Raw genomic sequence first — 15,198 nt, forward strand, 5'->3', positions numbered from 1 at the left:
GGTCTGGCCGCGATCGCGGCCCCGGGTGCGACGCTGGCCGTGCTCGCGACGGCTTGCGCGGCGACCGTCGCCGGCCGGACACCGGCCTGGCCGGTCAGCGACGTGCGCAGCAGTTCCATCTGCTGGCTCATCACGTGGGACAGCAGTTGGTTCTGCTCCCGCAACACGCGCTCGACCGTGGAGCCGCCTTCGGCCGCCACCCATTCCGCCGGGGCGGCGGGGCGCGGCGCAAGCATCGCCGTGGACGGCGCAACCGCGTCCGCGACCGCCGCCGTGGTCGGTTCTGCCACGACCTCGGCCCCGGTCGGCGCGGCGGCCGCCGGCAGATTGTCCGCGACATACTCGGCGAGCGCCTGGACCGTCGCCAGGTCTTCGAAGAAGCGGCGCATGGCCAGCTTCACGCCGTACTCTGCCTCGATGTGCCGGATGGCCTCGATCAGCACGATCGAGTCGGCGCCCATCTCCAGGAAGGGCAGTTCGATGTTGATGGTGGCGGGGTCGGCCTGGATCAATTCGCCGATCTTGCCGCGAAGCCATTCGAGAACCTCGCCGCTACGGTTGTGCGTCGGCGTTGCAGCGATGGGTGATGCGCTTGTCTGAGTCATGGACATGTCCGCTTTCTGGAACCAGGTACGGCTGCGTTGGAAGGGATAGGACGGCAATGCGACGCGCGCGAGCGCGGGTGTTTCGGTGGGGGCCCAGTCGACATCGACACCGCGCGCATAAAGGCTCGACAGCGTTTCGATCAGCGCTTGCTGCTCGACTTGCGGCCGCTGCAGGGCAAGGAACTGGATCCCGGCGTCCGGCGCACAGCACGCGCGGGCCAGGTTGACGAGCACCGGCTTGGGGCCGATTTCGACCAGCACGTTGAAACCGGCTTCGGCGAGTCGCTCGACGCTGCTCGCGAACTGCACCGGCTCCCGGCAATGACGGCGCCAGTACGTGTCGGTGGGCGCGTCGTCCATCACGGCGCCCGTGAGATTCGAATAGAACGGGATCGCCGGGCGTGCGGCGCGCACCGTTTTCGCCGCGGCCTGGAATCTGTCCAGCATCGGCTCGAGCAGCGGCGAGTGAAACGCGTGCGACGTGTTGAGCGGCACGGACCGGATGTCCTGCGCCGCGAACGCGTCGACCAGCATCGCGATGCGCTCGCGCTTGCCGGAGATCACGATGCTCGCCGGACCGTTGACGGCCGCCACCGCGACCTCGTGCGGCCAGGCTTCGATCGCGCGCTCGACCGTGGCGAGGCCGGTGAAAATGGCCGCCATCTCGCCGTCGCGAGGCAACGCCTGCATCAGCCGGCCGCGTTCGGCGATCAGCCGCAGGCCGTCTTCCGGCGAGAAGACGCCGGCCGCGCAGGCCGCCGCGTACTCGCCGACGCTGTGGCCCATCACGGCGTCGGGCGCCACACCGAACGACGCCAGCAACGTGGTGAGCGCGAACTGCAGCGAGAACAGGGCCGGCTGGCTGTAGCCGGTCTGGTGGATGTCCTCGCCCTGGGCCGACAGCACCTCGAGCAACGGTTTGTCGAGCAGCGGATCGGCCACCGCGCGGCAGCGGTCGATGGCGTCGCGGAACACCGGATACGCGTCGTACAGATTGCGGCCCATGCCGGCGTATTGCGAGCCCTGGCCGGTGAACAGGAACGCCATCTTCACGCGCGGGGCGGGCTGCGCCGCGCCGGCGGGCTCCTTCGCCTGGAAGGCGCGCAGCTTGTCGAGGGCGTCGTCGAGCGACGTCACCGGCAGCGCCAGCCGATGCGCGAAATGCGAACGGCCGGTCGCCGCCGAAAAGGTCACGGCCGCGATATCGAGACCGGGTTCGGCTTCGAGCCGACGCTGATAGCGCAGGCCGAGCTCGCGCAACGCCGCCGGCGTCTTGGCCGACAGCACCAGCGGATGCACCTTGTGTCTCGACGGCGTCGCCTGCCGCGCCGGCGCGGGCGCTTCTTCCAGCACCAGGTGGGCATTGGTGCCGCTCGCGCCGAACGCGCTGACGCCGGCTCGCCGTGGCCGCTCGCCGCGCGGCCACGCGCTCGTCTCGGCGCAGATCTCGATGGGCAGCGCGTCCCACTGCACCAGCGGGCTCGGGTGGCGGAAGTGCAGGTGGGCGGGCAGGCGATCGTGGTTCAACGCCAGCACGACCTTGATGACCCCGGCGATGCCGGCGGCGGATTCCGTGTGGCCGATGTTGGTCTTCACCGAGCCGACCCGCAGCCGCCGCTCCTCGTCGCGGCCTTCGCCGAACACCGTCGCCAGCGCCTTCAGCTCGACGGGATCGCCCAGCGGGGTGCCGGTGCCGTGCGCTTCCACGTAATCGATGGACGCGGCGGGCAGCCCGCCCAGCGCCTGGCGGATCACGGCTTCCTGCGCACGTCCGTTCGGCGTGGTAAAGCCGCTCGACGCGCCGTCGTGGTTGACGGCCGAACCGCGTAGCACGGCCAGCACGCGATCGCCCGCGGCGAGCGCATCGGACAGGCGCTTGAGCACGAGCGCGCCGCAGCCTTCGCTGCGCACGAAGCCGTTCGCGGACGCGTCGAAGGTCTTGCAGCGGCCGTCCGGCGCCAGCGCCCGCGTGCGCGAGACGGCGATGGAGTTGTCCGGCGACAGGATCAGGTTGACGCCGCCCGCGATGGCGAGATCGCACTCGCCGCTTCGCAGATTCTGGCTGGCGGTATGGATCGCGGTGAGCGACGACGAGCAGGCGGTATCGATCGCCATGCTCGGCCCCTGCACGCCCAATCCATACGAGATGCGGCCGGCCGCCGTGTTCAGCGGATTGCCGGTGAAGAAATAGCCGTCGATGCCGCTGCCGCCGCCGTTGCGAAGCTGCAGGTTCGCGTAATCGTTGGTGGTGATGCCGACGAAGACGCCGGTCCGGCTGCCCTTGAGACTGTCGACGGGAATGCCGGCATGTTCCAGCGCTTCGTGACTGACTTCGAGCAACAGGCGCTGCTGCGGGTCCATCGCGGCCGCTTCGCGCGGCGTGATACGGAAAAACGCCGGGTCGAACTGATCGACGTCGTCGAGAAAACCGCCGAAGCGGCAAACCATGCTGCCCGGCTTTTCAGGATCGGGATCGTAGTACGCGTCGATGTCCCAGCGCTCGCGCGGCACTTCGGAGATCGCGTCCACCCCGTCGTTCAGCAGCCGCCAATAGGCGTCGAGATCGTGCGCGGCGCCCGGAAACCGGCAACTCATGCCGACGATCGCGATCGGCTCCGGCGTGCCGGCCTCGCGGGCCGCACCGGCCGGTGCGACCGGCCGCGGCTGCGTTTGCGGCGGCACGGCCTGCGTCGGCGCCGCGGGCGCGTCCGCTGCCGCGCCGGATGCCTGCTCCGCCAGGAAATCCGCGAGGGCGTTGACCGTCGGATGATCGAACAACAGCGCGACCGACAACGGGACACCCAGCGCAGTTTCGAGGTGCGTGCGCACGTCCAGCGCCATCAGCGAATCCATGCCCATCTCGAAGAAGCCGAGGTCGCGATCCAGCGTCCCCGCTGCGTAGCCGAGCACCTGGGCAACCGCGCGATCGATGCTGTCCGCCAGCAGGCGCTTTCGCTCGCGCGGCGAGGCGTCGCTCAATGCCGGCATCGCCGGCGCGCCTGGCGGGGTTCCGGCCACCCGCACGCGGTCGAGGAACGGCTTGGGCCCGCGTGCTTCGTAGGAGCCCTGGAACAGCGCCAGGTCGATATCGACGACCGCCACCTGCGGCACCGCGGGGAGGCGATTCAGCACGTCGAGCGCGCGATTGGCCGCCAGCGACCGGATGCCGACGCGCCGCAGCAGCGCTTCCGCCTCGGGGAACGTCATGCCGCCTTGCGCCCAGGGCCCCCAGTTCACGCTCAGCGCCGGCAGGCCCAGGCCGCGGCGATGATGCGCGAGCGCGTCGAGGAATCGGTTCGCGGCGCTGTAGTGCGCCTGCTCACGCGACCCCCACGCGGACGCGATCGACGAAAACAGGATGAAGAAATCGAGCGGGAAATGTTCGCTGTGCTGATGGAGCAGCCACGCGCCGGCGACCTTCGGTTGCAGGACCGCGTCCAGTTCGTCGCGCTCGACCTGCATGATCGGCTTGTAGCCGACGATGCCGGCCGCGTGCACGATGCCCCGCAGCGGCACGCCGTCGCGCCGGAGCGCGGCGAAGAAATCGGCGACCGCCGCCGGGTCGGCGATATCGAGGCGCTCGCAGCGCAGCGATACGTTCCGCTCGCGCAGCTCGGCGATTGCCTGCCGGCTGTCGTCGCTCGCGGCCCCTTGCCGGCCGATCAGGATCAGCGTGCCCGCGCCGCGCGCCGCCAGCCACCGGGCGGTGTGCAGCCCGAGTGCGCCGAACCCGCCGGTGATCAGGTAGGCCGCGCCCGGGTCGACCGGCAGCGCGGCGCTTTCGGCTTGCGCGAGCGGGCTCAGGCGCGCCACATGGCGCGTGCCGTGCCGCAACGCCACCTGTTCCTCGCGGCTCTCGCCGAGCATCTCCTGAAGCAACGCAGGCGTCTCGTCCTCCAGCGCGGCCGGGTCGAGATCGATCGCGGTGCCGAACCATTCCGGATGCTCGATCGTCGCCCCGCGTGCCAGGCCCGACAGCGCAGCCTGTGCGAGCCCCGTTACGCGCGGCGAGTCGCCGGCTTCCACCGCGTCGCGCGTGACCACCGAGATCCTGGGGCGGGTCGAAGGCGTCCACTCGCGCTCGCTGCCGACCAGCGCGTGCACGAGATGCAGCAGCGCCGTGGACATGCGCGTCTCGCCGACGGTTTCGTCCAGCGCCCAGAGAAAGACGATGCGCTGGCCGGGGGCGGCGGTTTCGTTCAGCAAGCGGACGAAGTCGTCCGGCCGCTCGGGCGCGATCTGCCAGTCCGCATCCATGCCGGCGCCATCGTCGAGGCCGGGGCGCACCAGCGAGCAGGATGCGCCGCGCGCGCGCAGCAGTCCCGCGAGCCGCTCGCCGACACCGCTCGCGTCCGCGAAGATCAGCCACGGGGACGCGTCGGCGGCGACCTGTGCCGCCGGCAGCGCGGCTTGCGGCTCCCACGCCACGTGATAGAGCGGGCTTGCGTTCGAGGCGGTGGTTTCGGCGGGGGTGAACGCAGTCCTGAGCAGTTCCGGAAACGCGTTCAGCACGTCCTCCGAGTACTTGCCGGACGACTTGAGGTGCCGCACCGCTTCGTCGATGCTGCCGGCATCCATGCCGATGACGGGCGACTGGATCTTCTCCAGGCTGAAGCGCTGCCGCTCGAACGGGTAGTTCGGCAGGGTCGTGGCGGGCTGGGCGGGCGCCGGGAACAGCGCGCGCCAGTCGAACTGCCCGCCCTGCACGTACAGCGCCGCGATTGCGCGCTCCAGTGCGTCGCCGGCGCATGGCGGCGGCAGCCAGCCGTCGGCCAGCCCTTCCGGCGTGTGCGGCGCATCGTCTTGATCCGGCGCCCCGGCCAGCTGCAACCAGTACTGCGGGTGTGTCACCTCGTCGGTCACCTCGGCGCCGAGACGGCCGGAGATCAGGCGGACCGACGGCCGTGCGAGCGGCATGTCCTGAAGCACGGCGCGCGAGGCTTCGGCATCCGGGCGGGCGGCCACGAGGCGCAGCGCGTCGGCAACGCTCACGACGCCCGCCACGCAGGCCGCGACATATTCGCCGACGCCATGGCCCGACACGACGGCCGGGCGGATGCCCCATCCCTTCCACAGTTCCGCCCACGCGAACTGGATCGCGAAGCGGCCCGCGTCGGTCTCGAGTGCCTCCAGCGGCACCTGGCATCGCGCGAACGCGTCGCGGAACAGCGGCTCCGACGCGTGGAGTTCGCGCGCGACGCCGGCGTCCGGCGCGCCGAACATGAAGCCCGTGCGCAACGCCTTGCCCGTGCGTGCGGCTGCCGCCGAGGTTTCCCTCACGCCCGACACGTAGGCCGCGCGAAACGGATAGTGAATCCGTCCGGTGGCGGCGGCGCGGCAGATGGCGGCCAGCTCGTGCGGCGTCGCGCCGGCGATCGCGCGCTCGTAGCGCTGCGCGAGCGCCGCCAGCGCCGCTTCGGATCGGGCCGACAGCAGCAGCAGCGCGCGCTGCGCGGCATGCGCCGGCGCGACGGGCGGTTCCTCGACGATCGCGTGGGCATTGGTGCCGCTGAATCCGAACGCGCTCACCCCGGCGATTCGCCTGCGTTCCCCGCGCTGCCACGCGACCGGATCGGCCGCGACGCGGACCGGGATGTCCTGCCACGGCGTATGCGGATTGGGGTGCGTGAAATGCAGGTGCGCCGGAATCCGGTCATGCTCGAACGACAACAAGACCTTGATCAGGCCGGCGATGCCGGAGGCGGATTCAAGGTGCCCGATATTGGTCTTGACCGAACCGATCACGAGCGGCTCGTTCGCCGCGCGCCCGGGGCCGTAGACGCCGGCCAGCGCTTCGACCTCGATCGGGTCGCCGAGGGACGTCCCGGTACCGTGGGCCTCGACATAGGACACGTCGCCGGGCGCGAGGCCGGCCTGGTTCAGTGCGCGGCGGATTACCCGTTCCTGCGAATCGCGGCTCGGCACGGTCAGCCCGCCGCCCGCGCCGCCCTGGTCGACCGCCGTGCCGCGCACGATGCCGAGCACCCGGTCGCCGTCGGCGAGCGCGTCGGCGAGGCGCTTGAGCACCACCATGCCGCATCCTTCGCCGCGCACGTAGCCGTCCGCCGCCGCGTCGAAGGTCTTGCAGCGTCCGTCCGGCGACAGCATGCGCGCTTGCGAGAAACTGACCATCACCTCGGGCGACAGCATCAGGTTGACGCCGCCCGCGAGCGCCATGCCGGTTTCGCGCGAGCGCAGGCTTTCGCAGGCCAGGTGCAGGCAGACCAGCGACGACGAGCAGGCGGTATCGATCGCCATGCTCGGGCCGGTGAGGCCCAGCACGAACGACAGCCGGCCCGCGGCCATGTTCAGCGCGCTGCCCGTGCCGGCGTAGCTGCTCGACGGCATCGACGCATTGGACACCTGGATCGCATGATCGAAGCAGGTGATGCCGACGTACACGCCCGTGGCGGACTGCCGGAAGCGCTCGGGCGCGAGATGGGCGTTTTCGAGCGCCTCCCAGGCCACTTCGAGCAGGAGTCGCTGCTGCGGATCGAGGTAGGTGGCTTCGCGCGGCGCAATCCCGAAGAACGCCGCGTCGAATTCGTCCACGCGTTCGAGAAAGGCGCCGTGGCGGGTCGCCATCTTGCCGGGCGTGGACGGATCGGGGTCGTAATAGCGATCGATGTCCCAGCGTTCGCCGGGCACTTCGGTGACGGCATCGCGCGCGCCGTCGAGCAATTGCCAGAACGCGTCCGGCGTATCGCTGCGTCCGGGGAAGCGGCAAGCCATGCCGATGACGGCGATCGGCTCGTTGCGGTCCGAACGCAGCGCCGCGATTTCCGCGCGCCGCAGGCGCAGTTCGTCGAGCGCGGCTTTCAGTGCATGCGTGGCCTTGGCGTTCATTGGGCGCCGATCTCCTGGGCGATCAGTTCGGAAAGGTCGTCCTCGTCGAGGTCGTCGGACGTTTCGTCGACGACAGGCGCGGGGAGCGACGGCGACAGCTCGTTCAGCACGTACTGGGCGAGCGTTTGCAGGTTCGGATAGGAAAAGAACAGCGTCGCGCGAAACGGTCGCCCGAATGCCTTGGTGAGGCGGTCGGTCAGTTCGAGCGCGATCAGCGAATCCAGGCCGAGATCGAGCAGCGATTGCTCGGGCGCGATGGCGTCGGGGCCGGCAAGCCGCAGCGTCTCGGCCAGCATCGTCGCGAGCGTGTCGGTAATGCGCTCGACCCGCTCGCGCGGCACGCACGCATGCAGCTGTCGCAGCAACGCCGTCTCTTGCTGCGCAGGCTGCGCGGCGGGTTGCGCCAGCTCGGAGAACAGCGCCGACCCGGCGGCCGGCGCATCGACCCGGAACAGGGTCGGCCAGTCGATCCGCGCCACCCCGGACTGGGCGACGCCGGACGCCATCAGCCGTTCCAGCGTCGCGATGGCCAGTTCGGGCGACAGCGTGCCGACGCCGAGCGCGGCCAGTTGTTCGTGCGCGCGCCGGCCGTAGTCGGTGGCGGCGTGGCCGATCTCCGCCCACGGCCCCCAATTGACGCTGAGCCCCGGTTTCCCCTGCGCGCGCCGATGCTGTGCGAGGGCGTCGAGGAAGCTGTTCGCCGCCGCGTAGTTGCCCTGGCCCGGCATGGTGATCAGCGCGGCCATCGACGAGAACAGGACGAAATGGTCGAGCGGCACGTCGGCCGTCAGTTCGTGCAGATACCACGCGCCGTCGGCCTTGCCGCTCCCGGCGCGATGGAAGAAGTCGTCGTCCTGGCGCGTCAGCAGCGCATCGTCGAGCGCGCCGGCGAGGTGGAAGACCCCCTTGAGCGGCGGCATCGAATGCGCGATTTCGCCGAGCGCCTGTGCGACGTCGTCGCGACGCGACAGATCGGCGCGAATGAACCGCGCGTCGAGCGTGCGCAGGATTTTTTCGGCCGCGGCGGACGGTTCGCTGCGCCCGAGCAGCACGACCTTGCCGGCGCCGTTGTCGGCGAGCCAGGACGCGAGCCGCAGGCCAAGCCCGCCGAGCCCGCCGGTCACCAGGTAGGTCGCGTCATCGTGGAACCGGATCGGCCGTTGGCTGACGAATTCGCGATTGTCGCGGGCGATGCGCGCGACGTGGCGCTGTCCGCGGCGGAACGCGATCATGTCTTCACGGCCGTCGGCCCGAACCGCTTGCACGATGTCCGCCGCGGACGGCTGGGCGGGATCGAGGTCGATGAGCCCGCCCCACAGCGCCGCATGCTCCACCGCGATCGCCCGGCCCAATCCCCACAGCGGGGCCTGTGCCACGGCGATCGATTCGCCGTCCAGCACGTTCATCGCGCCCGACGTCACCAGCCACAGGCGCGCCTGCCGGGCTGACGGCGCGCGTGACGCCAGTGCCCTGACCAGTTGCAGCACGCTCGCGCTGGCACGCCGTCTCGCCGCGATGTCGGCGGGCGCGAGATCGAGGCTCCACAGGTGGATGACGCCCTTCAGCGGCCGCTCGGGCGCGGGCAGTTCCGGCGTCGCGTCGGCGAAGCGCAGCGTGCACGTATCGCCCGTGCTCTCCAGCAGAGCCGACAGTTGCGCGCCGACGCCGCCACGGTCCGCGAGAATCAGCCACTCGCCGTGCGCCGAACCGCCGGTTGCCGCTGCGACGCTCGACGGTCTCCAGACGCGCTGATAAAGCAGCGCGGCGAAGTCGTGCCGCTCGACGGCGCGCCCGGCGCGCACATGCTGCAACCGCAGCGCATCGATCTCGATCAGCAGGCGCCCGGCGAGGTCGTAGACGCGGATATCGCCCTCCAGCGCGCCTTGCCCGATCGGCTTGCGCAGTGTCGCGTGGCTCCATGCATCGGTTGACGACGGCGGCTGATGAACCCGTACCGCCCCGATCGAGCTGGGCAGGTACAGGTCGCCCGCCGCCAGCGCGTCCGGATCGATAGCGGCGGCGAGCACGCGGCTGCACGCGTCGAGAAAAGCGGGGTGCACCTGGTATTGCGTCGATGCCAGCGCGTCGGCCGGCAGGCAGATTTTCCCCAGCGCCTCGCCGGCCGTGCGCCAGATCTGCTGGATCGCGTTGAACACGCCGTCGATCTGCACGCCGTGCTGCCGGATTTCGCCGTTGAAGTCCGCACCCGAAGTCGTTCCGGTGCAACGGGCCTGCACCGCAGCGGCATCGAATCTCGCCGGCGCGGCGGATCGCCTGGGGGCGCACATCTTCCGTAGTCGACTCAGCTGCGGAAGATTGCCGAGGATCAGCTCGACCGGCGGACCGAAATCGAGCAGGCAGGCCACTTCATCCACGCCGATCGACTCGAGGTCCCGCACCAGTTCGACGCAGGTCTCCGGCGTGCCGATGAGGCCGCGCGATTGCGCGAAGCGTTCATAGAGAAACTCGACGAACGCGTCCAGTTCGTGCGCGCCCATCGTGCGCACGTCCACCGACTGGCCGCGGCTCTGCGCCAGCCCGTTCAACAGCCCGATATTGCTGCGGATGTAGTTGCAGAACGGCGCACGCGCCTGTTCGCGCACCCGCGCCGCATCGTCGCCGACGAACGTGTGCAGCATCACGGACACGGTGCCGGCCGCCGGATCGAAGCCGTGCTTCGCGCGTGCCTCGCGGTAGAGGGCAATCTTGTGCGCGAGCTGGTCCCGATCCTGATCGAGCACGTGGGTCAGCAGGTTGGCGCCGACTTCGCCGGCGCGCACGAACGTCTGCGGATTGCTCGCGGCCGTCACCCAGACGGGCAGTTCCGGCTGCACCGGCGTCGGATAGATGCGCAACTGCACCGGCTTGCCGACGCCGTTCGTCGCATCCAGCGACCCGCCGCGCCACAGATGCTGGACGGTGCGCATCGTGGTGAGCATGTCATCCTGCCGGCTCGCATATTTCTCCGGAGCGAACACGAAGTCGTCCGGATTCCAGCCGGACGCGAACGACACGCCCACGCGGCCGTTCGACAGGTTGTCCACCATGGACCATTCTTCCGCGATCCGGATCGGGTTGTGCAGCGCGGCGACCACGCTGCCCGCGACCAGCTTCACGCGTTGGGTGGCAGCGGCGAGCGCGGCGTGCAGGACGGCGGGATTCGGGTACAGCGAGCCGAACTCGGTGAAATGGCGCTCCGGCACCCAGACGCTGGAGAACCCGTTCGCATCGGCGAAACGCGCGCTTTCCATCACGAGCTGGTACTTGTTGCCGGACAGCGCCTCTTCACTGCTGGCGAAGAACATCAGGCCGAATTTCATGCTTGGCTCCGATCCGATTCGTGAATTTCGGCACTCGCGCACATCTGCCATGTCGCGGCGGTGCGGGTGTCCTCGATCCGGTGATAGACGGCAAACGAAAACGGTCCCCAGGACCGGCGGCTCAGCACGGTCTGCACGGTGCGCGATGCATGCGGATGCAGCGGCAATGGCGCATGCAGGGCGAGGTCCTTCAACGTCGTATGGCCGGCTGCGCCGATTTCCGACGTGGCCGCCAGCGCCATTTCCACATAGGCGGAATAGGGCAGGACGGGCGATCCCTTGATGCGATGACCGTCGAGAAAGGTGGTCGCCGGAGCGTCGAGACGCGATTGCCAGATCCACGTGGCCGGCGCATGCGCGTGCTGCTCCATCAGGCGCCCGAGCAACGGATGCCGGGACGCACGTGGACTGATCCAGAAGCCGCGACGCTCGAACGGGTAGGTCGGCAGGGCGAGCCGGCGGCGCGATGCGTCCCGCTCCACGGCATCCCAGTCGATGGACGCGCCGCGGACGTAGAGCGCGGCGAGCGTGTGCAGGATCGTGTCCCACGCGGCCGTGTGCGCGCCGATTTCGATCACGATGGCGTGGTTTCCCGCCGCGGCGCCGTCCGGCGCCTGCGGCACGCCCGCAAACGCGGCCGCGGCGCGATGCCCGTCGCCCGTGCTGCTGATGACGCCCGGCGTGATGCCGAACGACATCCACAGTTGCGCGAGCGCGCGCTGGAATGCCGTGAACCCGGCGTCGGCGGAGACGGGGCCGGGCATCTCGGATTGCTGCTGCAGCAGCGCGCCGAAGGCGGGGCTGGCCGAACGCAATTGCCGAACCGCCTCGGCGCTGCCGCCGTCGTCGTCGGAAAAGTGGAACGTCGCCGCAGGCGGTGTTTCGGCGGCCTCGCCGGCCGCAACGGCATGCAGTTGCGAACGCAACGTATCGAGATTCGATGCGACGATGGCGGCTCGCCGCGTGAAGTGGGTGCGCCCGGTGTTCGCCGTGAACGCGACATCCTGCACACGGCTCTCCGGATGGGCGTCGAGATACGCCGCATAGGACGCAGCCAGCGCTTGCAACGCTTCGGGCGTGCGCGCGGAGAGCGTCACGACGCGCGCCGCAGGCGCTGCCGGATCGGCTTCAACCTCGGCGGCGCGTGGCGCTTCGGACAGGATCAGGTGCGCGTTGGTGCCGCCGAAGCCGAACGAACTCACGCCGGCCAGGCGCGGCCCGTGTTCCGAATGCCAGGTCGTGACCTGCTGCGGAATGCGGAAGGGCGTGCCGTCGAGCGCGATTTGCGGATTGATCGACCGGAAATGGAGGTTCGGCGGAATCGCACGATGGTGTAGCGCGAGAGCGGTCTTGATCAGGCTGGCGATGCCCGCCGCCGACTCCAGATGGCCGATGTTGGTCTTGACCGAACCGATCCAGCAGTGATCGTCCGGCCGACGGGACTCGCCCAGGACGGCCGTCAGCGAATTCAACTCGATCGGGTCGCCGAGCGGCGTTCCCGTACCGTGCGCTTCGACGAAGCCGATGTCCTGCGCGCGTACGCCGGCATCGCGCAGCGCACCGTGAATCACGGCCTGCTGGGCCGGCCCATTGGGCGCGGTCAGGCCATTGCTGCGTCCGTCCTGATTCACCGCCGAGCCGCGGATCACGGCGAACACGGTGTCGCCGTTCTCGAGCGCGTCGTCGAGCCGCTTGAGCAGCACCATGCCCACGCCTTCGCCGCGCACGTAACCATTCGCTGCCGCATCGAACGCCTTGCATCGGCCATCCGGCGAAAGCATGCCCGCTTGCGTGAAGGACGCGCTCAATTGCGGCGCCAGAATCAGGTTGACCCCGCCGGCCAGCGCCGCATCGGCCTCGCCACGCTGCAGCGCGCGGCACGCCTGATGAACCGCGACGAGCGACGATGAACACGCGGTATCGACCGCCCAGCTCGGGCCGCGCAAGTCGAGCGTATAGGAAATGCGGTTGGCGGCGACGCTGAGCGCATTGCCGGTCGCGACATAAGGGCCGACATCCGCGACTTCTTCCTGCGCCAGACGCACGTAGTCCGAATTGCTGATGCCCACGATGACCGCGGTGCGTCCGCCGGCGAGACGCCGGGGCGCGATCCCTGCATGCTCGAGCGTCTCCCAGGCAACCTCGAGAAGCAGACGCTGTTGCGGATCCATCGATTCGGCTTCGCGGGCGCTGATGCCGAAGAACGCCGCATCGAACAGATCGACCTGTTCCAGCAGTCCGGCGGGCGGAAGGTCGCCGGCGCGCTGCTTCGACGCGCCGACCGCGTCCCGGCCCTCCAGCAACAGTTGCCAGAATGCGTCGGGATGATTGGCGCCGGGGAAACGGCATCCCATGCCGACGATCGCGATATCCGCGCGTGCTGCGGCTGAACCGGGCGCCTGGTCCGCCATGGCATTTCCGGTGCCGCTCAAATGGCGCGCCAGCAGGGAAATACTCGGAAAATCGTAGACGACGGTCGGGGAAACCGGCCGCCCGAGCCAGTCCTGCAACTCGCCCGAGAGCATGATCGCGTCCTTCGAGTCGAGCCCATGGATGCTGAACGGCGCGTCGGGGTCGATCTTGCCGGCATCGATTCCCGACAGACGCGAGACGCGCTCGATGCACCATTGCACCAGTGCTTGCGTGTCGCGTGCCGCGGCCGTGGCGGGCGCGTACGCCGGGGAGAACGAACGTCGCCACTCGCCCGCGATCGCGAGCCCCTGTTCATCGAGGAACGCCTGCCTGATCCGGCTCCTCTGGATTTTTCCGCTGGACGTGCGCAGGATCGTGGCGGGCTTCAACAGGATCGCCGCATACAGGTCGACGTCATGCGCTTCGGCGAGCGTGCGCCGGATTTCCGTGGCGACGGCTTCCGCGTCCAGGGCGTTGAGCGCTTCCCGGCGCACTTCGCATGCGACAACGACGCGCTCCGCGTTATCGACGTTGATCGAGAAAGCCGCCGACGCGTTGGGCGCCAGCGCGGGGTGGCTTCCCTCGGCGGATTGCTCGAGATCCTGCGGGTAGTGATTGCGGCCGGCCACGATGATGAGGTCTTTCAAGCGGCCGGTGACGAAGAGATCCTCACCATCGACGAAGCCGAGATCGCCCGTGCGCAGGTAACGCGCGTCATCGCCGTCCAGCTTCGCGCGAAAGGTGTGCGCCGTTTCCTCGACGCGGTTCCAGTAGCCGACGCCGACGCTCGGGCCGGTCAGCCAGATTTCGCCGATCCGGCCGGGCGCGCAACGCTCACCGGTATCCGGATTCACGATCTGCAGGCGGTGCGCCGCCCAGGTCCGGCCGCATGAGACCAGCGCGTGGCGCTTGCCTTGGTCGCTTCTCGTCGCCACGCCTTGTGCGAGGTCGTCGGCGTCGTAGTCCGCCACGCGCGGCAGCGAGCGTGCCGGCTGACCGGAGATGAACAAGGTCGCCTCGGCCATGCCGTAGACCGGGCGCATGGTTTGCGCGTGGAAGCCGCACGTGGCGAATGTGCGCGAAAAACGTGCCACCGACTCCGCGCGCACCGGCTCCGCGCCGTTGAATGCAACCCGCCAGCTGCTCAGCTCCAGCTGCGCGCGCGCTTCATCGGATATCTTGCGTGCGCACAGGTCATACGCGAAATCCGGCGCGGCGCAATGCGTGCCGCGATACTTCGTGATGGCCCGCAGCCAGCGGACGGGTTTCTGCACGAACGCCGCGGGCGCCATCAGCACCGACAGCACACCGAGATAGATCGGCAGCAGCACCTTCCCGAAGAAACCCATGTCGTGAAACACCGGGAGCCAGCTGACGAACACCGCCGACGCATCGGCATCGCTCGCCTCGGCGATGACCGCCATATTGCTCAGGATGTTCGCGTGGCTGATCATCACGCCTTTTGGCGTACCGGTGGAGCCTGACGTGTATTGCAGAAGCGCCAGCGTCTGCGGCGTGATTTCCGGTGCGCGCCATTGCTCGGGCGGTGCGTCGAAGCGCTGGTCGGTCGCCAGAATCTTCAGTTCCAGCGTGTCGGAATAGCCGTCCGCGCGATGCACGATGCCGTCGAGCGTGGCTGCGTCGGTCAGCGCGACGACCGGCCCGGCGTCGGCGACGATGGCCTTGAGACGATCGGCGGGGCGATGCCGGCGCGGCGGATAGGCCGGCACGCCGATCAGGCCGGCATACAGGCATCCCACCCATGCGCAGATGAATTCCAGCCCGGGGGGATAGACCAGAAGGACGCGATCGCCCGGTTGCGCGATGCCTTGCAGCGTGGCGGCGATACCGCGAGCCCGCTTGTCCAGGTCGCCGAACGTGAGTCGAGTCAGTTCCGCTTCGCCGTTATCGAGAAAAATGAATGCCGTCTTTTCAGGTTCGACCTTGCCGCGAAACAACAATATTTCCGTAACAGTCCTGAATTTTGTATCGGGAAGCATACTCAACCTTCGTCG

The 15,198-nt window shown here is 69.3% G+C and carries 3 protein-coding genes; all 3 read right to left on the reverse strand.

Translation table 11 applies throughout. The annotated features are described in order from the left end of the window. The coding region (locus G3N64_RS16990) for a type I polyketide synthase (protein ID WP_205784969.1) at positions 1-7,451 on the reverse strand (7,451 nt) is incomplete at its 3' end. Continuing rightward, positions 7,448-10,771, reverse strand: coding sequence for a type I polyketide synthase (locus G3N64_RS16995; RefSeq protein ID WP_205784970.1), 3,324 nt, complete (start codon positions 10,769-10,771; stop codon positions 7,448-7,450). The genes G3N64_RS16990 and G3N64_RS16995, both read right to left, overlap by 4 nt. Beyond that, positions 10,768-15,183 (reverse strand): beta-ketoacyl synthase N-terminal-like domain-containing protein, encoded by a 4,416-nt coding sequence (locus G3N64_RS17000; RefSeq protein WP_205784971.1) that lies wholly within the window; start codon positions 15,181-15,183, stop codon positions 10,768-10,770. Before G3N64_RS17000 ends, G3N64_RS16995 begins: the two co-directional genes overlap by 4 nt. Between the last annotated feature and the right edge of the window lie 15 nt (positions 15,184-15,198).

It is taken from the genome of Burkholderia sp. Ac-20344 (genome assembly GCF_017104975.1).
Classification (GTDB): Bacteria; Pseudomonadota; Gammaproteobacteria; order Burkholderiales; family Burkholderiaceae; genus Burkholderia.